The sequence below is a fragment of the Varibaculum cambriense genome (genome assembly GCF_022133705.1).
GTDB lineage: Bacteria > Actinomycetota > Actinomycetes > Actinomycetales > Actinomycetaceae > Varibaculum > Varibaculum cambriense_A.
On record NZ_JAKNHJ010000004.1, the window covers coordinates 1 to 26011 of the forward strand.

27 protein-coding genes, 2 tRNA genes and 1 riboswitch are annotated in these 26011 nt (G+C 52.7%); of the genes, 15 read left to right on the forward strand and 14 right to left on the reverse strand.

Annotated elements, in window-relative coordinates; translation table 11 throughout:
• Positions 1-61: 61 nt before the first annotated feature.
• Positions 62-238 (reverse strand): helix-turn-helix domain-containing protein, encoded by a 177-nt coding sequence (locus L0M99_RS09970; protein ID WP_425304298.1) that lies wholly within the window; start codon positions 236-238, stop codon positions 62-64.
• A 317-nt stretch (positions 239-555) separates the two neighbouring features.
• On the opposite strand from L0M99_RS09970, the gene L0M99_RS02440 reads away from it, so the two are divergent.
• The 3 genes from L0M99_RS02440 to L0M99_RS02450 all read left to right on the forward strand — a co-directional run bounded on the left by L0M99_RS02440 (position 556) and on the right by L0M99_RS02450 (position 2565).
• Positions 556-927: a GntR family transcriptional regulator gene (locus tag L0M99_RS02440; RefSeq protein ID WP_238127611.1), complete on the forward strand. Its 372-nt coding sequence runs from the start codon at positions 556-558 to the stop codon at positions 925-927.
• A gap of 64 nt (positions 928-991) precedes the next feature.
• Complete coding sequence (locus L0M99_RS02445) at positions 992-1729, forward strand: ABC transporter ATP-binding protein (protein ID WP_425304299.1); 738 nt, start codon at positions 992-994, stop codon at positions 1727-1729.
• Entirely contained in the window at positions 1726-2565 is an 840-nt protein-coding gene (locus L0M99_RS02450) for a hypothetical protein (RefSeq protein ID WP_238127613.1), read from the forward strand. The genes L0M99_RS02445 and L0M99_RS02450 overlap by 4 nt, the downstream gene beginning before the upstream one ends.
• 128 nt (positions 2566-2693) lie before the next feature.
• Here L0M99_RS02450 and rpmF read toward each other — a convergent pair whose 3' ends face one another.
• Positions 2694-2876: a 50S ribosomal protein L32 gene (gene rpmF / locus L0M99_RS02455; RefSeq protein WP_024059019.1), complete on the reverse strand. Its 183-nt coding sequence runs from the start codon at positions 2874-2876 to the stop codon at positions 2694-2696.
• A gap of 218 nt (positions 2877-3094) precedes the next feature.
• Here rpmF and L0M99_RS02460 point away from each other — a divergent pair, with 218 nt between their 5' ends.
• From L0M99_RS02460 to L0M99_RS02480, 5 genes are all read left to right on the forward strand, one after another.
• On the forward strand, positions 3095-3724 hold the full coding sequence (locus L0M99_RS02460) for a YigZ family protein (protein WP_238127614.1): 630 nt from the start codon (positions 3095-3097) through the stop codon (positions 3722-3724).
• 409 nt (positions 3725-4133) lie between these two features.
• Positions 4134-5069, forward strand: coding sequence for a cysteine synthase A (gene cysK, locus L0M99_RS02465; RefSeq protein ID WP_238127615.1), 936 nt, complete (start codon positions 4134-4136; stop codon positions 5067-5069).
• 8 nt (positions 5070-5077) lie between these two features.
• Positions 5078-5662 carry a serine O-acetyltransferase gene (gene cysE / locus L0M99_RS02470; protein WP_238127616.1) on the forward strand — a complete coding sequence of 195 codons (585 nt, stop codon included), beginning with the start codon at positions 5078-5080 and terminating at the stop codon, positions 5660-5662.
• A gap of 252 nt (positions 5663-5914) precedes the next feature.
• Positions 5915-6970: a DUF6308 family protein gene (locus L0M99_RS02475; protein WP_238127617.1), complete on the forward strand. Its 1056-nt coding sequence runs from the start codon at positions 5915-5917 to the stop codon at positions 6968-6970.
• An 86-nt stretch (positions 6971-7056) separates the two neighbouring features.
• Complete coding sequence (locus tag L0M99_RS02480) at positions 7057-8334, forward strand: M18 family aminopeptidase (RefSeq protein WP_238127618.1); 1278 nt, start codon at positions 7057-7059, stop codon at positions 8332-8334.
• 7 nt (positions 8335-8341) lie between these two features.
• Here L0M99_RS02480 and L0M99_RS02485 read toward each other — a convergent pair.
• Positions 8342-8416 (reverse strand) — tRNA-Val (locus L0M99_RS02485).
• Positions 8417-8481: 65 nt separating this feature from the next.
• A riboswitch (TPP riboswitch) is annotated at positions 8482-8584 on the forward strand.
• Positions 8585-8602: 18 nt separating this feature from the next.
• Here L0M99_RS02485 and L0M99_RS02490 point away from each other — a divergent pair.
• The 5 genes from L0M99_RS02490 to L0M99_RS02510 are packed head-to-tail and all read left to right on the forward strand — an operon-like array spanning position 8603 to position 13209.
• Positions 8603-9736 carry a phosphotransferase enzyme family protein gene (locus tag L0M99_RS02490; protein ID WP_238127619.1) on the forward strand — a complete coding sequence of 378 codons (1134 nt, stop codon included), beginning with the start codon at positions 8603-8605 and terminating at the stop codon, positions 9734-9736.
• Positions 9724-10755, forward strand: coding sequence for an ABC transporter substrate-binding protein (locus L0M99_RS02495; protein ID WP_238127620.1), 1032 nt, complete (start codon positions 9724-9726; stop codon positions 10753-10755). Before L0M99_RS02490 ends, L0M99_RS02495 begins: the two co-directional genes overlap by 13 nt.
• Positions 10752-11501, forward strand: coding sequence for an ABC transporter permease (locus L0M99_RS02500; RefSeq protein ID WP_238127621.1), 750 nt, complete (start codon positions 10752-10754; stop codon positions 11499-11501). Before L0M99_RS02495 ends, L0M99_RS02500 begins: the two co-directional genes overlap by 4 nt.
• The gene (locus tag L0M99_RS02505) at positions 11498-12304 is read left to right on the forward strand and encodes an ABC transporter ATP-binding protein (protein ID WP_238127622.1); all 807 of its coding nucleotides are present in this window, start codon (positions 11498-11500) and stop codon (positions 12302-12304) included. The genes L0M99_RS02500 and L0M99_RS02505 overlap by 4 nt, the downstream gene beginning before the upstream one ends.
• Positions 12295-13209 (forward strand): ABC transporter substrate-binding protein, encoded by a 915-nt coding sequence (locus tag L0M99_RS02510; protein ID WP_238127623.1) that lies wholly within the window; start codon positions 12295-12297, stop codon positions 13207-13209. The genes L0M99_RS02505 and L0M99_RS02510 overlap by 10 nt, the downstream gene beginning before the upstream one ends.
• Positions 13210-13288: 79 nt before the next feature.
• Here the strand turns inward: L0M99_RS02510 and L0M99_RS02515 are convergent, their stop codons facing one another.
• The 3 genes from L0M99_RS02515 to uvrB form a co-directional block, all read right to left on the reverse strand.
• On the reverse strand, positions 13289-14332 hold the full coding sequence (locus L0M99_RS02515; protein WP_024059030.1) for a TerC/Alx family metal homeostasis membrane protein: 1044 nt from the start codon (positions 14330-14332) through the stop codon (positions 13289-13291).
• A gap of 127 nt (positions 14333-14459) precedes the next feature.
• Complete coding sequence (locus tag L0M99_RS02520) at positions 14460-17066, reverse strand: HAD-IC family P-type ATPase (protein ID WP_238127624.1); 2607 nt, start codon at positions 17064-17066, stop codon at positions 14460-14462.
• Positions 17063-19156, reverse strand: a complete 2094-nt coding sequence (uvrB, locus tag L0M99_RS02525; protein ID WP_238127625.1) for an excinuclease ABC subunit UvrB — start codon at positions 19154-19156, stop codon at positions 17063-17065. The genes L0M99_RS02520 and uvrB overlap by 4 nt, the downstream gene beginning before the upstream one ends.
• 135 nt (positions 19157-19291) lie before the next feature.
• Between uvrB and L0M99_RS02530 the strand changes: the two genes are divergently transcribed.
• A tRNA-Pro gene (locus L0M99_RS02530) sits at positions 19292-19368 on the forward strand.
• Positions 19369-19419: 51 nt separating this feature from the next.
• Positions 19420-19941, forward strand: coding sequence for a nitroreductase family protein (locus tag L0M99_RS02535; RefSeq protein ID WP_238127626.1), 522 nt, complete (start codon positions 19420-19422; stop codon positions 19939-19941).
• Positions 19942-19962: 21 nt separating this feature from the next.
• On the opposite strand, the gene L0M99_RS02540 is transcribed toward L0M99_RS02535, so the two are convergent.
• The 8 genes from L0M99_RS02540 to hisF all read right to left on the reverse strand — a co-directional run bounded on the left by L0M99_RS02540 (position 19963) and on the right by hisF (position 25909).
• Complete coding sequence (locus L0M99_RS02540) at positions 19963-20298, reverse strand: type II toxin-antitoxin system RelE/ParE family toxin (protein ID WP_238127627.1); 336 nt, start codon at positions 20296-20298, stop codon at positions 19963-19965.
• The gene (locus L0M99_RS02545) at positions 20299-20592 is read right to left on the reverse strand and encodes a type II toxin-antitoxin system RelB/DinJ family antitoxin (RefSeq protein WP_024059035.1); all 294 of its coding nucleotides are present in this window, start codon (positions 20590-20592) and stop codon (positions 20299-20301) included. It abuts the gene before it with no gap.
• 392 nt (positions 20593-20984) lie between these two features.
• Positions 20985-21191 carry a hypothetical protein gene (locus L0M99_RS02550; RefSeq protein WP_238127628.1) on the reverse strand — a complete coding sequence of 69 codons (207 nt, stop codon included), beginning with the start codon at positions 21189-21191 and terminating at the stop codon, positions 20985-20987.
• A gap of 293 nt (positions 21192-21484) precedes the next feature.
• Positions 21485-22909, reverse strand: coding sequence for a pyruvate kinase (gene pyk / locus L0M99_RS02555; protein WP_024059037.1), 1425 nt, complete (start codon positions 22907-22909; stop codon positions 21485-21487).
• 75 nt (positions 22910-22984) lie between these two features.
• A complete protein-coding gene (lgt, locus tag L0M99_RS02560) occupies positions 22985-23857 on the reverse strand; it encodes a prolipoprotein diacylglyceryl transferase (RefSeq protein WP_238127629.1) in 873 nt (290 codons plus the stop codon).
• A gap of 11 nt (positions 23858-23868) precedes the next feature.
• Positions 23869-24711: an indole-3-glycerol phosphate synthase TrpC gene (gene trpC, locus L0M99_RS02565; protein ID WP_238127630.1), complete on the reverse strand. Its 843-nt coding sequence runs from the start codon at positions 24709-24711 to the stop codon at positions 23869-23871.
• 53 nt (positions 24712-24764) lie between these two features.
• Positions 24765-25142 (reverse strand): phosphoribosyl-AMP cyclohydrolase, encoded by a 378-nt coding sequence (hisI, locus tag L0M99_RS02570; protein WP_238127631.1) that lies wholly within the window; start codon positions 25140-25142, stop codon positions 24765-24767.
• Positions 25139-25909 carry an imidazole glycerol phosphate synthase subunit HisF gene (gene hisF, locus L0M99_RS02575; RefSeq protein ID WP_024059041.1) on the reverse strand — a complete coding sequence of 257 codons (771 nt, stop codon included), beginning with the start codon at positions 25907-25909 and terminating at the stop codon, positions 25139-25141. Before hisF ends, hisI begins: the two co-directional genes overlap by 4 nt.
• Positions 25910-26011 lie beyond the last annotated feature (102 nt).

The window sequence follows — 26011 nt, forward strand, 5'->3', positions numbered from 1 at the left end:
ATACCTCTTAGACATATCCCTAATCCTCTCAAAAACGAGTAGGAACAAAACCCAGGACAGTTCAGTGGTGGGGTTTTCTTGATTTGGGTTCTAGGCCTTTTAGTCCGTGTTGTCGGTATTGGGTTAAAAGGCGGCGGATGTGGCGTGGTGAGGTGTTGAAGTGTGTGGCGGCTTGGCTGGTGGTCATTGCTCCTTCCGTCACTGCAAGGACAATGGCACGATTCTTTGAATATGACATGCTTGAGATTACAGGTTTTCGGACAAATGACCTGGGACATCAAAAGAGTTTTTCCCTATTACAAGCGGACACAAGTCCTGAAAGATCTTAAAACCCCAACCCCAAGAAAAAACGGACACATCTCCTGAAACCACACACTGTCGCCCCGACCATGTGATGTCCCGTGACATGTGTCCGCATAGGTCGCGGGATTTCCTCTATCCACACCCCGTTCACCTCCCCCCCTCCAAAACAATAATCTGTATTAACCGTTTGACACAGCACCCCAACAGAGTTACTGTATTACTACATTGATACAGTAACAGAAAGGAGGGGACATGGAACTGAACTCAGCAATTCCTATTTGGAGTCAACTGCGCGACGAGTTTTCTCGTCGCATAACTTCTGGAAGCTGGCCGCCGGGGAGCAAGATTCCCAGCGTGCGCGACCTCGCCCAAACGGTAGGAGCCAACCCTAATACGGTGCAACGCGCCCTATCGGAACTAGAACGCGAAGGACTGGCGGTATCAGAGCGCACCGCCGGACGGTTCGTAACCCAAGACCAGGACAAGATCTGGCTGACTCGCCAAAAAGTATTCCTGGAGCACACCGACCAGTACGCCGCCACCATGAAAAAAGCTGGCGCTACCCTACCCCAAACACTCGACTTAGTAGAAAAACAATGGAAGAAGGGAAAATCTCATGACTGAAAATCAGTTAAACCAGTTCCCAACCCCTCCGGCTTCAACGCCAGGCACCAACCCCGAACATTTTATGGCGCCCCGCCCAGCAAACGAACACCCCGGGGCACAGACAACTGCTCCCGCCATTGAAATCAAAGGAGTTTCAAAGTTCTACGGCTCTCAGATCGGACTAGCCAACGCCAACCTAACTTTGCCCAGTGGCGGCATAGTCGGCCTCATGGGGCCGAACGGGTGTGGAAAAACTACCTTAATGAAAATCTTGGCCGGGGTAATGCAGGATTACGAGGGCGAGGTTCGGCTTTTCGGGAAAACTCCCGGAGCAGAAACCAAAGCTTTTACCTCCTATCTACCCGACAGCTCATTGTTGGCAGATAACCTCACCCCACGCTCCGCAATCCGCCAATACCAGGACTTCTTTACTGACTTCGATTCCGCGAAAGCCTACGAAATGGTAGATTTTTTCCGCCTCCCAGCAGATCGAAAACTGTCCGCCATGTCCAAGGGGATGCGCGAAAAACTCCAAGTAGCGCTGATCATGTCGCGAAATGCGCGCGTCTATCTGCTTGATGAGCCCATTAGCGGGGTGGATCCGGCAGCGCGGGACGTAATCTTGCGAGCCGTTATTTCCCGTTTCAATCCCCAGGCAGTAATGCTGCTATCGACCCACTTGATTAACGATGTGGAACCCGTGGTTTCTACCGCCGTATTCATGTCGGCGGGACAAGTATTTTTAACCGGAGATGCTGACCAGCTCCGCAGCACCTATCAAACCAGTCTGGACGGACTCTTTAGGGGGATGTACCGATGATTACTAAAATAATGAAACACGATTTCCTGGCGCTACGTAAACCACTAGGAATCACCATTGGTTTGACCTTGCTGACCGCAATCTTGAGCGCGATAGCCGTCTCAATTTTACGTAACTCCGTAGCCGTAGGGTCTACCATATTCTTATTGGCATTCTTAGGAATGCTAGCCGCTTACCTGGTTTATTCGATAATCCTTTTAGTTCACTATTACCGTTCCATGTACGGAAAAACTGGGTATTTCACCATGTCGATCCCGGCAAGACCTACCGAGCTATTTTGGGCAAAAAGCCTTTTTAACCTCTTAGCTCTCGGTCTTTTCACGCTAGTGGTTTTTTGCGGAGGGTTTTTATTGGTCACAGCCTTGTTTTTTGAAGATGCCTCTGGCAATGCTCTGACATACTTCTTTACAACCCTTCAGACCTGGCAAGTAGCTTTTCTGATTATTATGGCCATGCTACTATCCTCTATTTCCAGTGTTTTCTTCTGCCAGTTCATAGTTACCGCCGGCAACCGGCGACCTTTCCTGGATCGTTTCGGAAAAATTGGCGGCCCGATATTAGTAGCAGTGCTGGTGTATGTAGGAATGCAAATTATTGGTTTCCTGCTGATGCTTCTCCCTGGGCAGCTGGTATTTTTCGCCCCCGATGCCCCCTTTATTTCTCTGGATTGGGATGGAATTCTCTTCACTATATTTGGACCGATTGACCCCAGTGAGTCTAATCCTGTGAAACCCCCGTCGATTTCAATCTGGTGGCTGCTCGGCACCGGCGTGCTCACAGTGGTCGCAGGTTATCTCACCGCACTATTTTTAAAGAAAGGTACTTCCCTGCGCTAAGGAAAGTGAATGACAGAAGATCTCTCGGCCACCTCCAGGGATCCTTCATTCGGGAAGCAAAAAAAGAAAAACCATAAACAAAAGCCCCTAGCAGGAAACTGCTAGGGGCTTTTTCTTAACTTCGAGTTTTACTCGAAATCGTCTGCCGGGCTGTACAGCCCCAGCTTTACGGCTTTGGTCAGGTGACGAGGTGCCACATAGGAACGTCCATCATTGCCCTTGACCGAAGTAAGCTGGGGTGCCTTGGCTTTCCAAGCAGACCGCCGAGTGCGGGTATTCGCACGAGACATTTTGCGCTTTGGTACTGCCATCACGGACTCCTCTAACTAATACAAATAGAAAAATAACCTCTATAACTGTGCCATTTATAGCGCTAAGTTTCCAGTTTCAACCATGTGATTTGCACCGCGAGCACGCTTTATCTCGCGCGGAAAGAACAGAAACCCACCCTTTCATATTGCCGAGGACGCCCTCGTCCTAAACCTAAATACTCCCCCTCCCCCAGCCAACTAATAGATAGGATCAAGCTATGCGCACTATCTATGCCCCTGCCCGCAGCGAAATCGAGATTAAACGCTCCCGCTTTATCGCCTCCCTAGAGCGCACCGATTCTGAGGAGGCCGCCCGCGAGTTTATCGCCCAGATTCGCCGCGAGTTTCCCGACGCCCGCCACCACTGCACCGCTTTTATCATTCACCAAGATACTGGGCCTGATACTGCCCGCAGTAGCGACGATGGAGAACCGGCGGGAACTGCCGGAGGCCCGATGCTCAAAGTCTTGACCGAATCCGGGTTAACCAATGTTACCTGCGTAGTTACCCGGTATTTCGGGGGAACTAAACTGGGTACCGGAGGGTTGGTACGCGCCTATTCCGAGGCGGTGCAACAAGTACTGAAAAACGCCCAGACCGTGCGCTTGATTACCCAGCCTTCCTACCAGCTGCATTTACCGATCGGGGAAGCCGGAAAGATCGAAGCAAAACTTACTCAAAGCGGTTACCAGATCCTCGATCGGGACTTTAGCCAAGAAGCTAGCTTGCAATTCGCTGCCCCGCTAGAAAGTAGCCAATCGCAGATCGAAAGCTACTTATCGAGCATCAGCGGGAGGGAAATCAACATAGAGACCTCGCCCGATATTACTCGCGAAGTGCGAGAATAATCCTCGCCCTGCCGAGCGGGTTTATTAGATCTTGACGCCACCTCGGTTAGACCGGATAGTAACGCCAGTAGCGGGCAGATGCCTGCCACTGTTTGTGCCCTGGATAGGAGCGCCCTGAAGGACCGCCCGGACATCCAGCAGTTATTCCCAAATTTTACTGAGCGCATAAAAGTTGCGACTGTAAAACCGAAGATGTTACAACTTGAAGCAACCAAGTTTTCACGACAGATCGGAGAGGCAAATGCGTTTTCCCGCCACCTCTCGCTGTCGTCTATGTATCTAGGGGCATCTCGCCGACCGCTAAGGCGCGGGCTGTCCCTCGGGGCAACAAAGTTTTATTCTGCCCCGATTTCCAACTTTTATAACTGGATACCTCCAGTTTGTCACCGCGAATAATTTAAGGAAAAGCATGAATATCGCAAAAGACGTAACTGAACTTATTGGCCACACTCCCCTACTAAAAATCAATCATCTAGTGCCAGCCAATATTGACGGCGAAGTGGTAGCCAAAGTTGAATCCTTCAACCCTGCATCTTCGGTTAAAGACCGGGTAGCTCTGGCGATGATAAACGCCGCGGAAGCCTCCGGAAAACTAAAGCCTGGCGGCACTATTGTGGAATCTACCTCTGGAAATACCGGGGTGGCGCTAGCAATGGTAGGAGCTGCCCGCGGCTACAAAGTGGTAATCACTATGCCCGAATCAATGTCCAAAGAACGCCGCGCCCTCATGCGTGCTTTTGGAGCCGAGTTAGTACTAACCCCGGCGGCGAAGGGAATGCAAGGCACCGTAGATGCCGCACAAAAAGTGGTAGCTGAACGCGAAGGCGCCATTTTGGCTTCCCAATTCACTAACCCTGCAAACCCCCAGACTCACTATGAAAACACCGCCGAAGAAATCTGGGCAGATACCGACGGTCAGGTTGACGTTTTCGTTGCCGGGATCGGAACTGGCGGCACCGTCACCGGAGTAGGCAGGCGCCTGAAGGAGCTAAATCCTGATATCAAAGTCTTCGGGATTGAACCGGAAGAGTCCGCCCTGCTAACTACCGGTAAGGCTGGGGCACACGGGATTCAAGGTATCGGGGCAAACTTTGTACCTGAGATTCTAGATTCTGCGGTGATAACCAAGGTGCTCACGGTTAAGACTGAGGACGCTATCGCCATGGCGCGCGCCGCCGCCACTAAAGAAGGGCTGCTGGTAGGAATTTCTGCTGGTTCCGCTTTGGCAGGAGCATTGCGTTTAGCGCAAAGCCCTGATATGAAAGGTAAACGTATCGTAGCTTTGCTGCCCGATACTGGCGAGCGTTACCTAACTACCCCGCTGTTTAAAGATTTCATGGACTAGGAGCGAAAATGGCGAAGCCGGAACCGACTTTAATACAACTGTGCAAAGAAGACTTAGCAGCAGCTATTAATTCGGATCCGGCTGCTCGCAACGCCCTGGAAGTCGCCCTAACCTATCCCGGAGTACATGCGGTTTGGGCGTACCGCCTGGCGCATATGTTGTTCAAGAAAAAATTTAAACTTCTTGCCAGAATAGTTTCGTCAATTTCCCGCAGCTATACCGGGGTGGATATTCACCCGGGCGCCCGCCTAGGTAGGCGTCTTTTTATCGACCATGCCAACGGAGTAGTAATCGGGGAAACCACCAAGATCGGTACCGATTGCGTACTGTTCCACCAGGTAACCTTGGGTGGGGTATCAATGTCGAAAGGCAAACGGCACCCCACCCTCGGGGATCGGGTGATGGTGGGTGCCGGCGCCAAAGTGCTCGGCCCCATCCACGTGGGCTCGGATGCGCGTATCGCTGCCAATGCGGTAGTGGTACGCGATGTGCCTGCCGGATGCTCCGCTATTGGGGTTCCCGCGCGGGTATCTCCCGGCTGCAGCCAGCAGAAGACCTCTGAACTGATTATTGACCCTACCTTGTTTATCTAAGGGCTAGCGGCGGCTCAAACCGCCGAAGCTGACCGCCGCTAGCAGCAGCGTCCTCGAAAAGTACTCTTGCGAAGACACCGCAGCTAAGTGACTAACTAGCACGCGCTCAGATTTCCCCCAGAGCGTAAGGACAGACAAACCGGGCGGAACCAGTTTAACAGTGGATTAGAAAGTTCTTCTTGGTGAACGTATTGCCCCGCCTCCCTAAGTCTTCGACTACAATTTAGGAAACAAGCTACTTGCGGAGGGAACATGATTAACAAGGTTCCGGAAATAGTCGCCGGAATAACTCGTGGAGACGCCGATACCTGGGAGCGGGCACGCGTTTTACTGACTGACTACTACTGTCAAAGAGATAATCCCCGGATTACTTTGTTTTCCTTAACCTCAAAGTTTCCTCCCAGTTTTCCCTTGCAACCACAATTGGAGTCCAACTCTTGGGAGGGAGCCTGCAACCTGCGAGATTGCGATCTGCTAGCGCTTGCAAATCTAGATCTTCAGGTGGACAGTAAGGGCTTAGACCAACTTTTTGCTTCCGAGCCTTTGCCGGAACTAATGTCTCAGATCCCGGCCGACACCGAATTAGTAGATATTGCCGATCAAGTTTTAGAAACTGAGACCGGACCGTTAGCGCAGATTTGGACGGCACTAACTAAAGATCCGCTGGTGTTAAAACCCAAGGCGGCAGCGGCGCTACTTGCGCGGCTACGTCCGGTGGCGCTCCCGCTTTTCACTAAGGATGACCGCCGTCCCTGGGGAGAGATTTCGGATTATGTGCAGTTTTGCCAAGATCTTCATGGTTTGTTGCTAGCTGAACGCGGGCGGTTGGCTCACCAGCTCTACTATCTGCGAGAATCTTTGGAACTGCCCGAATGGGTTTCCCAAATACAGCTGTTACAGGCGTTAGTATTCGCGGAATATCAAGAACAGCGGGCAGCCGAAAAAGAGCGGCTCCGCCAAGAAAAAGCAGCTCGCCGCCAAGAGAAAGCGGAAGAAAAACTGCGTAAAAAACTGGCTAAGCGCACCAAGAAGCAGCGCAAGAAAATCGCGAAGCAACAGGATGCCCGCAGTAAAGCCCAAAAGCTGGCCGAGGAAAAAGCCGAGCAAGCTCAACGCGAAGAAGATGAATCCAGCGGCCAGGAACGCCAGGGAGTAAAAGCGGGCTCAGATCCCCGGCACTTGGGTTCCGAAGAACCTGCAGATCTGGGGAACTCGCGCGCGGCTCGCAATCGACGCGGACGCCACGTGCGGGGCGAGGACGACGATGACGGTTTCATTTCCACTGACCCGGTCTCCTTACCGCGTTAAGCAATCCAGTTCATTTTCCTGCCCCTTAGCTAGCAGCTGCATCTAAGGGGCAGGAACTTTTTAACCCTCCCCCTTAAAATGAAACTATGACGAGTTTTAATCTGGAAACCTACTCCCAAAGTTTAATTGACTTTATTACTGCTTCTCCTTGCGCCAGTTTCGCTGCCCGCACCTTAGCCGATATCTACCGCTCCCAGGGCTTTAAACCAGTAGATGCCACTAAACCTTGGCCGCGCGGTGCCGGACGTTACTTTCTATGCCGCAAAGGCGCCCTCATCGCCTGGATCGTACCTACTGGATCCCCCAAGGGATTCCGCATCATCGGCAGCCATACTGATTCTCCGGCCTTCAAACTAAAACCTACCCCTGATAGTTTTAGTCCCGATGGTTGGGGGCAGCTCAACGTAGAGATCTATGGGGGAATGCTCCCTAACTCTTGGTTAAACCGGGAACTGGGCATCGCCGGGATCGTCTATGACCGAACTGGAAAATCCCACCTGGTGCGTACCGGTCCGATCGCTACTATTCCCCAGCTTGCTCCCCACCTGGATCGGGAATCCGCCAACCACCTGAAATTAGACCTCCAGCAACATTTGCGTCCCCTCTGGCAGGTAGGGGGATCCTCTCGCAAAATTTTGGAGGTAATCGCTGGGCAAGCTGGCCTTGCCGGAGCCGATGAGATCTCTAGTCACGAGCTCTACACTTTCGATACTCATGCCCCGCAGCGGCTGGGAACTACCGGAGAATTCTTGGCATCGGCTCGTCAAGATAATCTGCTCTCGGTCTATAGCGCCACGAGGGCACTACTAAGCCTGGTTGACCTGGATTTTCAAGGAGACAATATTCTAATTAGCGCCGCCTTTGACCATGAGGAAGTAGGTTCTCACACCGAAACTGGGGCTGCCGGACCTTTACTGGAACAGGTGCTGCGTCGCTGCGCCCGCACCACCGGTCAAGAGGAAGCATTTGAACGGATGCTGGCCGCGTCCTCGTGCCTATCCGCCGATGTTGCGCACTCGGTAAACCCCAACTATCCCGAAAAACACGACCCTGATACCCGTCCGGTGATGGGATCTGGCCCGGTACTAAAGCTCAATGCCTCCCAGCGTTATGCCACCGACGCTGCCGGCTGGCACATTTGGGAGGACGCAGCGCAGCGCAGCGGGGTTAAGACTCAACGCTTTGTGTCAAACAATACAGTCACCTGTGGGTCAACTATCGCGCCGATGACCGCTACTCGATTAGGAATCACCACTATTGATGTGGGAGTTCCGATTTTATCGATGCATGCCGCCCGGGAAATGTGCGCGCTAAGCGATCAGGTGGAAATGACGAAAATAATGCGGGCTTATCTGCAGAAATAACTGCTAATGGTGGGCCATACTGGTTTCGAACCAGTGACCTCTTCCGTGTGAAGGAAGCGCGCTACCCCTGCGCCAATGGCCCTTGAACTCAAACCACGTTACCGGATTTTGAGGGCGCAATCCAAATTCGCCGCCCTTCTGGTACCCTACTTGTAGCACGGGAGCTTTCGAGCTGAGAGGAAGCAAAAACGCTTCGACCGTTACACCTGATCCAGATAATGCTGGCGCAGGAAGCTGGTTCACCTGTGCACGAATCTAGGAGGCACAGATGGATCGAGAACAGCAGCTGGAAGTGGTCAATAATTCCTGGCCACCTTTTTCCACCAGTCAAGCTGCCAAAGCCTTAAGAGAAATCCCGGATTTTCGTGAGCAGCAAATCGCAAGCCTCTCCCCTTCTTCCCGTCCTATGGCAGCGGCTTGCCTAGTGACTACCGCTAGCGGCAAGCAAGTATTTTTAAAACGCTACCACCAGAACTTGGTGAGCGCGTCCGAGCTGGAAGCTAAGCACTCCTTTGTCAATCAACTGGCAGATGGGGGCTTTTCCACCCCGCGTTTTTTCTGTTTCAATCAGGGAGGCAGCACCCTCACTACCGGAGAGTGGATTATCGAGGCCTCCGCAGGCGCGGCTGGGCAAGACCGCTATCGCGATCTGCGCTCCTGGTTACCTCCAAAAACCAGGGAAGAAGCTGTGGAACTGGGTAGAGTTGCCGCCCGACTCCGTATCGCTAGCCAAAAAATTCAGCCGCAGTCCCTGGATCCTGGCCCCTATCAAAACCGAATAGAGCTCCTGTTGGGAGATCCGCTACCAAAGCTAGGAAGTTATTTAAATGAGCATCCGGTGCTTGCTAACTATCTGCAAGACAATGGCAACGATCTAGCGGCCGCACTAGAGCCTTTGCGTCCTTTTGCGCGCGCTCTTATCCCCTTAGCGCAGGTTCCTCGCTACTTTACCCACGGTGACCTGCATGTTTCTAATACTTTTTGGGAAGGAAACAGCATTTCGTCTCTGATTGATTTCGGGCTCGCTTGTCCCAATCCCCCACTTTTTGACCTGGCAGTACTACTGGAACGCCACAGTATCGACTGGATCAGTATTACCGAGGGGAAAACCGATAGTTACTGGCCACAGGTCGCTGGCGACTTGCTAACCGGATACGGGCAGGTGTTCTCCCTCTCCCCGGAGGAAATCGAGATGCTCGGCGCTATGATCGCCCTTTGTAACGTGGAGTTTTCCCTTTCTGCCATCGAATACGATCTGCTGGCACCGATTGATCCACAGATCAAAGACTGGGCCTGGAATATCGGATTCCAAGGTCATAGCCAATGGTTCCTGACCGGGCCTGGCCAAAAGTATTTGTCCCTTATCAACCAACTAGCGAAAGAAAAAGCATGCGAAAAATAGCTACCGCTTTAGCCTGTGCCCTGGCTCTAACTCTGGCAGGGTGCGCCACGGGATCTAGTTCCGCAACTAGAGATCCCGAACTAAAGAACACTTCGGTTATTTTGGACTGGACTCCCAACACTAACCACACCGGGATCTATGTTGCCCAAGAAAAAGGATTTTACCGCGAAGCCGGACTAAACGTAAAAGTAATGGGCTTTTCTAAGAGCGGCGTGGAATCAGTCATGGCCGCCAAAGGCGCCGATTTTGGCTTCTCCGGCACCGACTCGATTGCCTCCGCGAAAGCCTCCAACTTGGGGATCAAGATGGTGTTCAACCTGCAACCAAAGTCTTCCTATATGGTGGGATTCTTAGATAAGGCGGATATTCAGCGTCCCCGAGATTTAGATGGCAAGACCCTCGCTGACTTCGGCGGCGGATTCCAACATATTGCCACCAAAATGCTGATCCAAAAGGACGGTGGCAAAGGTGATTTCAAAAAAGTGGTCGCCGGTGCTGGGACGCTGCAGGCAGTGGAACAAGAACGCGCTGACTTTGCGGAACTTCTGTCTACTTGGGAAGGCATTGAGGCCGAGCAGAGCGGGTATAAGTTACGCTATTTTGATTACGACAAGTACGGAGTGCCCACTACCCCGGCGTTGCTGGGAATTTCTACCCGTGCAGATCTAATAAAAGAAGATCCGCAGCTGGTGCGCTCCTTCGTGCAAGCCACCCAGAAAGGCTACCAGTGGGCAATAGACCATTCCCAGGAGGCTGCGAAAATTCTGATGGATGCTAATCCCCAGGCAAAGCTAGATGCAAAACTAGTTAACGCCTCCCAGGAGAAGCTTTCCAAAGAGTATTGGCCAGATGCGGCCGGCACTGTGGGGCATGCCGATATGGATAAGTGGCAAAGCTACTTAGACTTCATTATTGAGCAGAAGCTAGTTACTGACGGTGATGGAAAACCCTACACCCAAAAAATTTCCGCGCCCGAAGTAGTCACCAACGAGTTCCTAGCCAAAGCCGCCAGTAAATGAAAGCAAGCTCGCGACTAGTCGCCGCCGGTCTCGTCCTTTTATCCCTGCTTTTGTGGGAGGGAGTTTGCCGCCTGGGGACAGTTAACCCCAAGCTGCTACCTGCCCCCACTGTGATCATCAAAGCCGGGGTCGCGGACTGGCCGGCGGCCTGGCTAGCCACGCAAGTAACCCTCATAGAGGTAGCGGCAGGCACCTTGCTGGCAATTGTTTGCGGGGTAGCGATTTCTTTTGCGCTATGGAGAGCCAAAACTTTCGGCAAAGCCGTGATGCCCCTCATAGTGATTTCCCAGACCATTCCGGTAGTAGCTATCGCTCCCCTGCTGATAATTTGGTTCGGATTTGGCATGACCTCAAAAATCCTCCTAGTGGCGTTATTTGGAGTTTTCCCAATCATCGTCGCTTTTACTAAAGGCTTGGCGACTCCCTCACGGGACCAGATTGATGTAGCGCGCTCTTTAGGAGCCTCCCCTGCCTGGATTTTCTCCCACTTGCGAATGCCGGCAGCCCTGGGGGATTTTATTACTGGACTGCGCATCGCGGTCACCTACGGGCCGGCCACTGCCGCTACCGCCGAGTTCGTGGGGGCGGAGAATGGTTTAGGAATTTACTTGCTTACTGCCCAAGGATCTTTTCGGACGGAACTAGTGTTTTTCGGTGCCGGGATCCTAACGCTAATGACTTTGGCAGCTTACTTACTAGTGGGACTAGCAGAACGCATCTTGATTCCCTGGAAGAAGGCAAAATGAGCCTATTGGAACTATCAGCGGTAACGAAGAGTTTTACTAATCCACCTCTGACCGCTTTAGACAACGTGGAGATGGCTATAGCTAAGGGGAAGATAACCGCCCTGGTGGGACCTTCAGGTTGCGGAAAATCTACCCTGCTACGAATAATTGCGGGTCTTAGTTCTCCCTCTCAAGGCAGCCTGGCTTGGTCAGTGGATAGTCCCCTAGTCGCCCTGATGCCCCAGCGCGATGGACTGTTCTCCTGGAACACTATCGAAGACAATGTGGCACTGCCCTTACGGATCCGGGGAGTCCCCCGCAAAAAAGCCCGCGAGCGCGCCCGCGCCCTCCTCGCCCAGTTCGATCTGCAACAGTTTTCTGGAGCCTATCCGGCGCAGCTTTCAGGAGGAATGCGTTCGCGAGTAGCCTTTTTGCGCACCATGCTAGCCAAACCCACTTTAATCGCCCTAGATGAACCTTTTGGAGCGCTTGACCAAATAACTCGGAGCCACATGCAACGTTGGCTCTGGCAAGCCGCGCGCAGCCGTGATTTAACCCTTTTGCTGGTCACCCACGATATTGCGGAGGCAGTCACCCTAGCTGACCGGGTGCTGATGATGTCGGGCCGGCCTGGCCGTATTATCAGTGAAATTCCGATTACGATTCCGGAACGGGAGGAATATTTATCAGCAAATTCGCCGGCGACTGCCGGTAGTTTTAGTCACGGAACCGGACTGCGCACTACCCCAAATTTTGTGAAAGCCTATCAAAAAATCGAAAACGCCCTCTGGGGCATTGAGAATAGGGAGGAAAAATGGATTTAACCCGAATCCGCTTGGAATATGTCGTTACTTGGCCTAATCACGCAGGCTTATTCGTGGCTCGCAAGAAAGGCTGGTATCAACAGGCAGACCTAGATGTTGATATTTCTTGGGATGGTTTCGACCGCGGCACCCCCGCACAACTTGCAGCCAAGGGAGAGTTTCAATTTGCCTCCATTAGGCTGGGAGAGCTGCTGGAAACCCGCCATAGCGACCACCCCTTCGTAGCCGTCGCTACCTTTAATCAAAACCAGCTAGGTGGGGTCATTACCCTCAAAGAGAAAGGGATCAGCCGTTTTCGAGATTTAGAAGGAAAAACCGTATCGATTCCGCCGGTTAAACGGCTCATCCAGATGGTAATTGAAGCCGTCGAGAAAGATGGCGGTGATTTCTCTAAGGTCAAGGTTATGGATCCGGGAGTATTCGAACCCGATATCCGCGCAGTTGAAAAAGGCAAATATGACGCGATTTTCAATGTCTTAGGCTGGGAAGCCTACCAGGGCAGTAAACCGTTCTCCGAGGTAGTGCAACTATCCTTCGACGAAGTGGAGGTCACTCCCCACCATGCCTATTTCCTGTGCGTGGAGGAAAGCTATCTGCGCAGCCACGAGGATCAAGTGCGAGCATTCCTGGCGGCTACCAGCCGCGGCTATGATTTTGCCCGGGATAACCAGGCAGAAACCGTAGATATTTTAGCTTCCACTATGTGCGCCAGCGAGGAGGACGTATTAGAGGCCTCCCTTAAGTTCATGGCGCCCTCTTGGCATGCTCCCTCCCGGCGCTGGGGTGAGATGGATGCCGAAATAGTGCGTTCCTACACCACCTGGATGAGCGAACACGGCTTTACCACCGCGAGCCTAGCGGACGTGGAGGGTGCCTACACTAACGATTACCTACCCGAAAAATAGCATCCGCACCTATAGATTTCGGCTCGGATACCTAAGGTTTTTGGAACACTAGCAGGTATCCGAGCCGATTTCTTTGGTATTAATCCTTTTGCGGGTTAGCTTTCTGGTGCCGCTTAGAGTACCAGATCGATAGCAACGCGGTTCCTACTAGGACAACTAAGATATATCCCATTGAAAAACCGATAGAGGGCTCCGGAATACCCGCTGCCCATTTGTCTATCCCCCAGAAAGGCGCCTCGTGGGCGGCGTGGATAATCAGTTTTACCCCGATGAATCCCAAGATCAAAGCCAGCCCGTAATGCAGGAACGCCAGGCGCTCTAAAAGCCCATCTATTAGGAAGAACAACTGGCGCAATCCCATCAATGAGAACGCGGTAGCGGCAAACACAATAAAGGGGTGTTTTGTCAGACCGAAGATCGCGGGAATGGAATCAAAAGCGAACATTAGATCCGCCGATCCAATAGCTACGATAACTAAGAACATGGGGGTTACGTAGGTTTTCCCGCGGTGACGGTACAGCAGTTTCGCTTCCCGGAACCCTTCAGAGACGGGGAGCACCCGGCGCACCAGGGTGGTGAACTTGTTCTCCTGGTAACCTTCGCCAGAATCCCCCTCGTCCTCTTTGGTTATCCCTTCCCGCGCCTGACTGATCGCGGTGTAGATCAAGAACAGTCCGAATAGGTAAAAGATCCAGGCGAATTGATTAATTAGTGCTGCGCCGATCAGGATAAACGCCAGACGCAACACCATTGAGATTATGATTCCCAGCATGATCACTTTTTGCTGGTAGACCCGCGGAACCTTAAATCCATTCAAGATGATGATGAAAACAAAGAGGTTATCCAAGGACAGCGACCATTCGGTGATCCAACCAGCCCAGTATTCTACTGCCAGATTCAGATCCCATTGCAGCCACACCACCAACCCAAAGGCGGCCGCAATCGCCATATAGATACCTGACCAGATGGCGGCCTCTTTAATTGAGGGTTCGTGGGCTTTACGGACATGTCCGCGAAAATCAAGCACCAGTAGAGCAAGAATAATGATAGCTAGCAGTAGCCAGTTCCACCAGTGAATTACTTCATGGCCGGGGACGGCATTAAGCGTAGGCATCAGACCCATGCAGCGTTCTCCATTTCGTTGGCGTTGTCTATGCTCAGGTCTTCTTCCGCCTTTTCAGGCCGAACCAGCCGGGCATAATTGCCGTGATGACGACTGGCCTGTTAATGGAAGTACTCCCCTTCCGGATTTACTTTCTTAGTCTAACGTGTTTTAGCCGCAACCCCGAACCGTGATCCGGCCAGTGACGTCGTTCCCAAAAGGTGCCGATAAGCGCCAACCCCGCGAGGGAGATGATGCTACAAAACCCTACTACCAGCCATTGCGTAAAGCTTAAGACCTGCAGAGCAAAGAAGTCGCGAACCACGGGCACGGTGATTGCCGCCAGCACCAAAGCAATCATGGCTGTGAGCAATCCCCCACGCCAGCTAGACAGTGGCTGTGACAGGATCGCCAGCAGTCCCAGCGCCCCAATCGCCAGGACAATAGTCGCCGCCGAAGTGGCCACCTCCGTCCTATCTAACCAAAGGTAGGCTCCAATCGAGGTGGATCCGCACAATAATCCCGCCGGCAAGGCTAGCTGACCTACCCGACGCAAAAAACCGGGGCGATAACGCCGGTTCGAGGGTGCCAGTGCCAAGAAAAACGCGGGGATTCCGATCGTGCTGGAAGAGATAAGAGTTAGATGGCGAGGTAGATAGGGATAACGTATCCCTAATGCCCCCACTATCAGCGCCAAAAGGGCAGCATAGGTAGTTTTAGACAGGAACAAGGTAGATACCCGCTCCATATTTCCCAGCACGCGTCGCCCTTCTCCCAGCACCTGTGGCAGAGCCGAAAATTTAGAATCTAGTAATACTGCTTTCGCCGCGGACTTGGTGGCTTGCGCGGCATTACCCATCGCAATCCCCAAATCTGCATCTTTCAACGCCAGGGCATCATTTACCCCATCCCCGGTCATCGCCACGCATTTCCCGCTAGCTTGTAAGACGTGTACCAGCGCCCGTTTCTGTTCCGGAGTTACCCGGCCGAACACCTGGTGTTTTTTAAGGATCCGAGCGATTCCCTCCTCGTCCTCGGGAAGCTTCCGCGCATCAAAACCGGTGGTTTCTATCCCGACTCTGCCAGCTAAAGCCGCTACTGTCTGCGGGTTATCTCCGGAAATAATCAGGACTTTCACCCCTTCTTGACGGAAAAAGTCCAGGGTTTGCGCCGCGTCTGCGCGTAAACGTTCAGTGAGCACGATTAGGGCACTCAGTTGTAGGTTTGCCGGGAGAGCCGGATTCTGCGGGGAAATCTGCTCATTTTCGCTGCGTGCCAGAGCCAGCACCCGCGCCCCTTGCTGCGCCCAAGTTGCGGTTTGTTCTTGGGTGGGAAGGTCTGCACCCAACACGATTTCGGGAGCGCCCAGCACCCAGGTATCACCCGCGCTCACCACCGCTGACCATTTACGAGCCGAATCAAACGGCACTAGCTGCGGATTGTCAATATTTGGTGTCAGCTGTTCTAGGTCGCTATCGAGGCGGTCATAGATGGCAGCGGAGGTGTCGTTTTCCCGATCTTTAGTCAAAACTGCCAAGGCAGCCTGCGCGGTTAAATCCAGCTTACCAGCAGGAACTAGTTCATCCTGCCCGGGTAGGACAAAACCACGCGCCGCAATCTCTCCGGTAGTGAGAGTACCGGTTTTATCTAAGCAAAGAGTGTCTACCCTGGCCAAAACTTCTACCGCGGGCAGCTCTTGAATGAGCACTCCTTGCCTAGCCAGTTTTAGGGAAGCTGCCGCAAAGTTAACCGAGGTGAGCAGCACCAGGCCTTGCGGAATCATCCCCACAATGCCGGCAACTACCGCCACCACCACCGGGCCAATATTGTCCCAGGTGACTTCGCTTAGTCCTCCCAGATTACGCAGCTGCGCCACCGCCAGCAGCACAATCACCAGGGGAAGACAATAGGTGATTACCGTCAGAATCTTGTTGATGCCCTCTTCCAGCTCCGAATGCGCCATTTTAAACTTCTTGACCTGGATAGCCATCGCATTAGCCCAAGAGCGGCTGCCCACCGCACTGACCTGTACGTAGCCATCCCCGGCGACTACTGCAGCACCGGAATAGACCTTCTCTCCTACTGCGCGCGGACGGGGAACTGATTCCCCAGTTAAGTTGGATTCATCTAGGTAAAACCCACCAGTACTAACAACTTCTCCATCGGCAGGTACCTGGTCACCGCGCCGCAACAATAAGAGGTCTCCCTGCACAATTTGGCGGGGTGAAATTGCTTGGCGCTTCCCCTCCCTGATCACTTGAATCGGGTTTTCCTGGAGGATACTGATCTTTTCTAGCACTCTCTTGGCGCGAAGTTCTGAAACGATACCGGTGAGCGCATTAACCACCATCACTATCCCAAAAACCGCATCCGCCCAATGCCCAAAAATCAAAGTAACCACAATGCAGACGCCAAGAATGGCATTAAATAAAGTAAACACATTGGCGCGCAGAATCTGGCGGACGGTGCGGGTGGCGCGAGGAGTGAACTGGTTAGAAAGCCCCTGTTTGGTTAGAGTCGCAACTTCTTTCTGGCTAAGCCCACGCAGCCCCTGAACATCATTTAAGTCCTGGCTCCCGGCTCTCGAGCGATCCGAGGCGTTGAGGGGGTCAGTATCGGCAGATTCAGGTATGGTCTGGCTGCTGCTTGCCCGGGGATCACCTTTCGTAACAGCGTTTTTCGCAGCGGTTATTTTCGAGGAGGCGGTTACCCCGTCCTCGTCTGCCGGTACTGCTGGCTTGTCCGGTACGCTCAATTCGCCTCCCTCATTTGTCGTAGTTCTTTCTTTAAATCTTGCACTTCGTCGCGCAGTCGCGCTGCCACCTCGAACTGTAACTGCCGGGCTGCCTCTTGCATTTGCGCGGTGAGCTCCGCGATTAACTCCGCTAGGCTGGATTCATTTTGATTCGCCAGCCGCTCGCGCACGTCCTGTCCGGTCTGCCTACGGGTCTGCGCATCTGGCCCACTACCCGCGCCCCGATATCCAGTGCCTAGTAAGGATTCGGTATCGATTTCTTCGCGCGCCAGCATATCGGTAACATCCGCGATCTTCTTGCGTAGCGGTTGGGGGTCAATCCCGTGCTCCCGGTTATAGGCCAGCTGTTTTTCTCGCCGCCGCTCGGTTTCCTCAATCGCCGCCCGCATAGAATCAGTCACCTGATCGGCATACATATGGACTTCCCCGGATACGTTACGGGCAGCGCGCCCTACGGTTTGAATCAGGGAAGTAGTCGAACGCAAAAACCCTTCCTTATCGGCATCCAGGATCGAAACTAGTGACACTTCCGGCAGGTCCAGGCCTTCTCGCAGCAGATTAATCCCGACTAGCACGTTAAATTTGCCCATCCGCAGTTCTCGCAATAGTTCCACCCGTCGCAGCGTATCCACGTCGGAATGTAGATATTCGACTAGCACTCCCCGCTCGGCGAGGTATTCGGTGAGGTCTTCGGCCATTTTCTTAGTCAAGGTAGTGACCAGCACCCGCTCGTTCTTTTCGCTGCGAACCAGGATTTCTTCCATCAAGTCATCGATTTGCCCATCGGTAGGTTTAACCACAATCTTGGGGTCAACGAGACCGGTGGGGCGAATGATTTGTTCGACCACTCCATCGGAGCGCTCCAATTCATAGGTTCCGGGGGTGGCAGAAAGATAAACTGTTTGCCCAATGCGTTCTTGGAATTCTTCCCATTTCAAAGGACGGTTATCCATAGCCGAGGGCAGGCGGAAACCGTAATCCACCAGGGTGCGTTTGCGGGACATATCCCCATGGAACATGGCTCCAATCTGGGGAACCGTCACATGCGATTCATCGATTACCAGTAGAAAGTCTTCGGGGAAATAGTCGAGGAGGGTGTTGGGAGGGCTACCGGGCCCGCGCCCATCAATATGGCGGGAATAGTTTTCAATACCGGCGCAGGTACCGATCTCCCTCATCATTTCCAGATCGTAGGTGGTGCGCATCTGCAAGCGCTGTTCTTCTAAGAGCTTGCCTTGCTCACGGAAGTATTTCAGCCGCTCGCCTAGTTCGTCCTCGATTCCCTCCAAAGCGCGCTGCATCCGTTCTGGCCCGGCCACATAGTGGGAGGCGGGGAAAATAAACACTGAGTCTTCTTCTTCGATTACTTCCCCGGTGATGGGATGCAAGGTTGCCAAGGAATCAATCTCGTCACCGAACATTTCGATACGGATTGCCATTTCCTCGTACATGGGAATGATGTCGACAGTGTCTCCGCGCACCCGGAAAGTTCCCCGCGTAAACGCCATATCGTTGCGGGTGTATTGCATGGTGATAAAGCGTTTAAGCAGTTCGTTACGCTCTATTTGCATCCCCACCTCTAAGGGCACCATCCGCGCCACATATTCTTGGGGAGTACCCAGGCCGTAGATGCAGGACACAGAAGACACCACGATTACGTCCCGGCGGGTAAGCAAAGAGTTAGTGGCAGAGTGCCGCAGCCGCTCGACCTCGTCATTTATAGAAGAATCTTTTTCAATATAGGTATCCGACTGGGGCACATAGGCTTCTGGCTGATAGTAGTCATAGTAGGAAACGAAGTATTCCACCGCGTTATCGGGGAAAAGTTCACGCAGTTCTGCCGCCATTTGGGCAGCCAGAGTCTTATTGGGCTCCATTATTAAGGTGGGACGCTGCACCTGTTCTACCAGCCAGGCAGAGGTTGCGGATTTGCCAGTCCCGGTAGCCCCCAGGAGAACAATATCCTTTTCACCGTCATTAATCCGCTGGGTGAGCTGCGCGATTGCCTGGGGTTGATCCCCGGAAGGCTCATAGGGCGCTTTCACTTTGAAAGGTTTTTTAGCGCGGCGCAGGTCTAGTTGCTCACTCACCTTTACAGTCTACTAGGGACGGAATCCGAGGGCGTTTTTCGGCTAGTTTTTAACAGCTTGGTATTTTAAGCGTTAAGAATCACGTCTGGGTGATTTGCTGGGATAGCGGCGGGAAAGATAAGATTTTGGAGGTAACGGGCTGTGGCGCAGTTTGGTAGCGCACTTGACTGGGGGTCAAGGGGTCGCAGGTTCAAATCCTGTCAGCCCGACCATTTATTTTTACTGCTAGTACCGTTTTCAGGGTGGCTGGCTATGATAGAAACATGACTGAAATATCTAAAATCATTAGCGGACGTTGGAGTCCGCGCGAATATGACCCTGACTTTTCGATCAGCAGCGAGGAAATGAACCAGCTTTTAGAGGCGGCGCGTTGGGCTCCTAGCGCTATGAATACTCAGGAATGGTGGTTTGTGCCCGGGATCCGCGGCGATAAAAACTATGAAGTGTTGCGCCGGGCAGTAGCCGGTTTTTCCGATTGGGCGCTTGATGCGTCCGGGCTGATTCTTAACATTCATCAGGAATACCCGTCCCGCCACGGCCTAGATTTTGGCCCCTACGATTTGGGCAGCGCAGTACAAAATATGTTGCTCCAAGCTGAGGTCATGGGGCTACATATGCGCCCCTTTGCCACTTTTGATCGGGAGCTAGTTAGCCGGGAGTTCCAGATCGCCGCCCCCTATGTGCCCTTCACTATGTGTACCGTAGGTAAAGCTCCCGCCGGCCTCACTAAAGACCGGGAACGCAAACCGCTGCAGCAGCTATTGTGGGAAAACCACCAGGCTTAATCCGGGAATGCCGTATCGTTGTTACCCGGTTTCATCTACCTTTCTTAAGGCCGCTAGCTGGTCACGTTTACCGTAAATAACATTGAGAACGTAAACGCAGTTCGAATCGGTATCTATGCGGTAGTAAATCAAGAAATTCTTAGCCGCAATGCAACGGATTCCTCTACTGCGCCAAGGCTCATCCGGGATAGGCGCGAAAACTGTTGCCAGGTATGAGAGTTTTCCGATTTCGGCGCGCAACAACCTCAGATAATCCCGCGCTACATGTGGAGATAGCAGTTCCTGGGCAATATATTTACTTAGTTCTATCAGATCATTCTCAGCATCGGGAGTAATGAGAACCTGGAAGGAATTCAACTAAAGTTCCTTTTCCAACTCATCAAATACAGAGTTGTAGTCCCGCCCTTGACCAGATAAAGACTGCGAATAGCTGCGTGCAAGTTTTGCGTTCAAGTCATCCGTGGTCATTTCATCAGCAGTTATAAAATTTTCGGGAAGAGCCAGACTAAAAGGAACTGCGCGCTGCAATATAATCTGGCGATACAGCGAATTAATTACCGCTGAGGTGGAAATTCCCAGCTGATCAAGGATATTTTCAGCAGCAGTTTTAACATCTTGCTCAACACGCGCACTCACAGTCGCATTTTTCATACCTATCACCCTCCAGAATTATTGTAATACATAGTTCTGCAGTCTGCGATACATCGGCAGAAAATCCACGAAAGGACGACCAGGAAAGCAGCTACATTGAGCAGGATAAAAGCGGACTGTGCCGCAAAGACAGACTCAATCTCTAACCCGATTTCCTTCTGCCTCAACCGCTAGAACAGTTGCTGTAGGAAAACCACCAGGCTTAGGGCGTAGAACAATACCCGCTTTAACCGGCGAAACTGGGGTCGGCGTAGCCGAAACCAGGGGCTAGTAGCTCACCAGCAAGATCTTAAAAGAAAATCAGATTCCCCCGCGATAGTCTCGCGGGGGAATCTGATTGCTTAGGGCGATACCTTAGAAACTCGGTTTCTAAGATCGCTTCCGGCACCCTCTTAAGCTGCCGGAAGCAGCTGCAGACCTAGATACTGGGCGGCACGAGCCCGCAGAGTCTCATCTGCCAGAGCCGCGATTGCTTCCCGTACCCGGCGGTCTTGGCTAACGTCCGCAAACCAAGGGCTGATCGCATCCGAAATCGTGTTAATCAGCAGATTGTTTGCTTGACGGCCAGTGCCTGCTTCAACAATATTGAATTTTTCCATTTTGATACTCCATTCACTTCTTCATCTCACGGGGTTGGCACATGGTTCGTACCGGTAACCCCGGGGTTCCAAAAGAACCCTGCCTGTTGTGGCCAACTTCAGCACACCATAAAGGTGGCAGGCAGTCAACCAAATTTCCGAGAAAACTCGAAAACTTCAACAAGCGTTCGACTTTAGTTCACCATCCAGATATTGTCAATCTTGGATCGTCAACTCCCTGCGCGCCCCGAGGCCGAATACCTGGAGGCAGCGCAAAAACACTTTTCCCGCCCTCGAGAATGAGCAGTAAAGCACTAGCGATAGTCGGTTTCTAACCCTACCGTATGAATCCGCATCGAGTTAGTAGAACCCGTCACCCCCGGAGGCATACCGGCGAGGATAATTACTTGATCCCCTCGCTTAGCTAATCCCTGCGCTTGCAGAACCTGATCAACTTGCCAAATCATATCGTCAGTGTGAGTTACATAGGGAACCCGGTAAGTGCGAATTCCCCACGAAACTGCCAGCTGATTCCGGGTGGATTCCAGCGGCGTAAACGCCACCATTGGGATTGGGGAACGCAGTCGGGACATGGTGCGCGCGGTCGCACCTCCCTGCGTGAACGCGATCATAAATTTCAGATCCAGCATTTCCGCTGCTCTGGCAGCCGCGATTGAAAGCACCCCAGCTCGATCATGATCATAGGTGGTAAGAGGAGCGATCCGGTCTCCCCCGTTTTCCTCCACATTAGTAATAACCGAAGCCATCAGACGCACCGCATCAATCGGGTATGCCCCCACCGAGGTTTCCCCAGACAGCATTACCGCATCGGCTCCATCCAAAATCGCGTTAGCACAGTCAGATGCTTCAGCGCGGGTAGGACGCGGGTTATGAATCATAGAGTCAAAGACCTGAGTAGCCACGATGACCGGCTTCGCGTACCTTCTGGCCAGCTCGATCGCTCGCTTTTGCACCAAGGGCACCGCTTCTAGCGGCATCTCTACCCCCAGGTCACCGCGCGCCACCATGATGCCGTCAAAAGCCTGCACAATCTCCACTATGCGTTCGACTGCTTGCGGTTTTTCAATCTTGGCGATAACAGGGACATGGACTTCCTCTTCATCCATAATCCGCTTCACATCAGCAAAATCATCGGCGCTGCGCACAAACGAAAGCGCAATAATATCGGCACCTTGCTGCAGTGCCCAACGCAGATCGTCTTCATCCTTTTCTGAAAGTGCCGGCACAGAAACTGCTACCCCCGGCAAGTTAAGTCCCTTATGGTCGGAAACCACCCCGGGTACTTCTACCTCGGTAACTACATCCGTAGCCGTAACTTCTTTTACCCGCACCTGCACGTTTCCGTCATCAATCAAGAGGGCATCTCCGGGAGTACAATCCCCCGGTAAACCTTTGAAGGTAGTCCCCACGATTTCTTTATCCCCGGGAACATCGCGAGTGGTAATCGTGAAAATATCACCCTTTTCTAGGGTCTGCGGGCCAGCAGCAAAAGTCTCTAAACGAATCTTGGGGCCTTGCAAATCTACTAACACCGCAATTGCTTTACCGGTTTTCAGTGCCACCCGCCGAATATTACCAATCGTAACCTCAGCTTCTTCTTGGCTGCCGTGTGAGCGGTTAATCCGCGCCACGTTCATCCCAGCTTCGGCAAGTTTTTCAATTTGGGACGGGGAATTTGTTACCGGTCCTAACGTACATACAATTTTCGCTCTGCGCATACCTCTATCCTAACGAGTTCCTCAGTTCTTTCCACTTAGTCGGAAGCTAGTTGGGTCACGCTTGATCCAACATACCTAGACAGAGGTTGATTTATCGCCGCCCGCAGGAGATATTTTCCTATCCTTTTGCGGATTAGCTTCCTGCTGTCGGGGGAAGTTCTGGCGATAACACCAAATTGCCAAGGCTACCCCCAAGATGAACATCAGCACCGAAGTCCAAGCATTTATTCGCAAACCGAGGAACTGATTTGCCTGATCCATCCGCAGGTTCTCTACCCAGAAACGCCCCAGACTATAGGCGCACAGATAGAATCCCATCATCATGCCGCCACGCAACCGAAAACGTCGTTCTATCCACAGCAGCGCCCCGATCGCTGCTAGATTCCACAACATTTCATAGAGAAAAGTCGGGTGGAAAGTAGCATACTGCTCAAAGCCTAGCGGACGATGTTGCAGATCAATTTGCAGCCCCCAAGGCAAAGTAGTCGGCCTACCAAAAAGCTCCTGGTTAAAGTAGTTTCCTAAACGACCAAAAATTTGCCCTACCAAGATAGTAGGCGCAATAGCATCGGCTACCGGAGCAATTTTTAACTGCCGATGCCGCAATACCAGACAGGCAGTGATGGTGCCGGCAATTACCCCTCCCCAGATGGCCAATCCCCCATGCCAAATCAACGGGATTTCTTTAGGATCCCCCGTGGGCCCGAAATAGTCTTGCCACTTACTCAACACATGGTAGATCCGGGCTCCAATAATGCCAATGGGAACTACCCAGATCGCCAAATCCACGATTAACTCTGGGTCACCTCCCCGGGCTTTATAACGCCGCGAAGCCCATAGGCAGGCCAAAAAAATACCGGTAAGAATCGCTAAAGCATAGGCACGCAGGGGAATCGGCCCTAAATACCAGACACCTTGCGCGGGAGAAGGAATAAAAAACGGGTTCATCCCTAAACTTTCTAGTCGTGGTGCTTCTCGTGGCTGATCCGAGACTTGCGGGAAGTTGCCAAAGCTGGATGTGCTCCCGCCGCCACCATTTCAGCCACTAAAGATTGCGGATTATTTGACTGTACCAAAGCCGAACCGATCAATACCGCATCAGCGCCTTGTTGGGCATAGTTGAATACATCATGCGGACCGGCCACCCCGGATTCCGCCACCGCCACCACTTGCTCGGGAATAACGTCAACGATTTGGGCAAACGTATCCATATTAAAATCGAGGGTGCGCAAATCCTGAGCATTTACCCCGATTACCCGGGCTCCTGCTTCCAGTGCTCGAAAGGCTTCTAGCCGCGAATGCACTTCCACAATCGCAGTCAAACCAAGCGAGTGAGCCCGCTCTACCAAAGCGGTGACTACCATTGGTTCTGCCGAGGTTTGCAGAATCAAAATTAGGTCAGCCCCTAGCGCTCGGGCTTCATGAACCTGATAAGGGGTGATCACGAAATCTTTATAGAGTACCGGCACCTCTACTGCTGCCCGCACCTGTCGCAGATCCTCGATGGAGCCACAAAAAAAGTTTTTTTCGGTAGAAACCGAAATTACGGAAGCTCCCCCCGCCTCATACGATTTAGCCAGTGCCGCCACATCGGATACTTCTCGCAAAAAACCTTTGCCGGGAGTGGCGCGTTTTATCTCCGCGATTACCGAAACCGCGCCCTCGCTACGTAAGGCACGGACTCCATCTTGAGGACGAGGACGCTGGGCAGCGATCCGTTTGATTTCTTCCAGGCTTACCTCAGACTCCCGCCGCGCCACTTCTTGCCGCACGCCCGCCAGTAACCGTTCTAGAGCATTCATCTGAGTATCACCTCCAAGGCTATGTTATGTTTTTGTCACCTTCAGTGATAATTCTAGTTGCTGGCCGGGCGCTGCCCGACGCGGGCTGGCAGTTCACCGCCGCTTTCAAAACAGCTGCGCTCGCCGGTGTGACAGGCAGCCCCTACCTGATCTACCTGAACCAACAGGGCATCCCCGTCACAATCAATCTGAACTTGCTTCACATATTGTGCGTGCCCAGAGGTATCACCTTTGCGCCAATATTCGCGGCGCGAACGCGACCAGAAAGTGACCCTCCCCGTAGTTAGCGTGCGTCGCAACGCCTCGTCATCCATATATCCGACCATTAAAACTTGTCCGTTTTGCCAGTCCTGGATAACCGCACATACCAGTCCCGCCGCATCAAATTTCAAACGAGAGGCTATATGCGGATCTAAAGGTTGTACACTCACCGAACCTCAAACCCCGCTTCCTTGAGTCCTGTTTTCACCGCCGAGATCGCGACCTCGCCAAAATGGAAAACGCTGGCCGCTAGCACTGCATCTGCCCCGGTGCGGACCGCCTGCACGAAATGCTCAACCTTGCCCGCACCCCCAGAAGCAATTAAAGGAACGGTTACCTGCGAGCGTACCTGCGCTAACATTTCCAGGTCAAAGCCAGTTTTCACCCCATCAGCATCCATCGAATTGAGCAAAATCTCTCCGGCACCGCGGGCGGTGACTTCGCGACACCACTCTAAGGCATCAATACCGGTAGAACGGGTTCCCCCATGGGTAGTAAGTTCAAATCCGCTGGGAGTTTCCACTCCGTCAGGGCAACGCCGGGCATCAACCGAGATCACCAATACTTGATTACCGAACCGCTGAGCAATCTGGTCTATCAGCTCTGGGTTAGCGATAGCCGCAGTATTTACTCCCACTTTATCTGCGCCTGCCCCCAGCAGTTGTTCTACGTCCCCTACCGAACGCACTCCCCCACCTACGGTGAGTGGTACAAATACTTGCTCGGCGCAGCGCTGCACGGTTTGCACCATGGTGGCGCGTCCTTCTTTAGAGGCTGACACATCCAGGAAAGTTATTTCATCTGCACCTTCATCGCTGTAGCGTTCCGCCAGTTCCACGGGATCTCCTGCATCTCGCAGATTCTGGAAGTTAACCCCTTTAACCACGCGCCCTTGGTCAACATCTAGGCAAGGAATCACCCTAATCGCTACTGCCATTTTGCCCTCCTCAATAGATTCGCTACCCTCACTCAATAGGTTCTCTACCCTCAGTGTAAAAAACTAGGGTGATTGGTGATCCCTGGTGCCGTTAGGTGGACT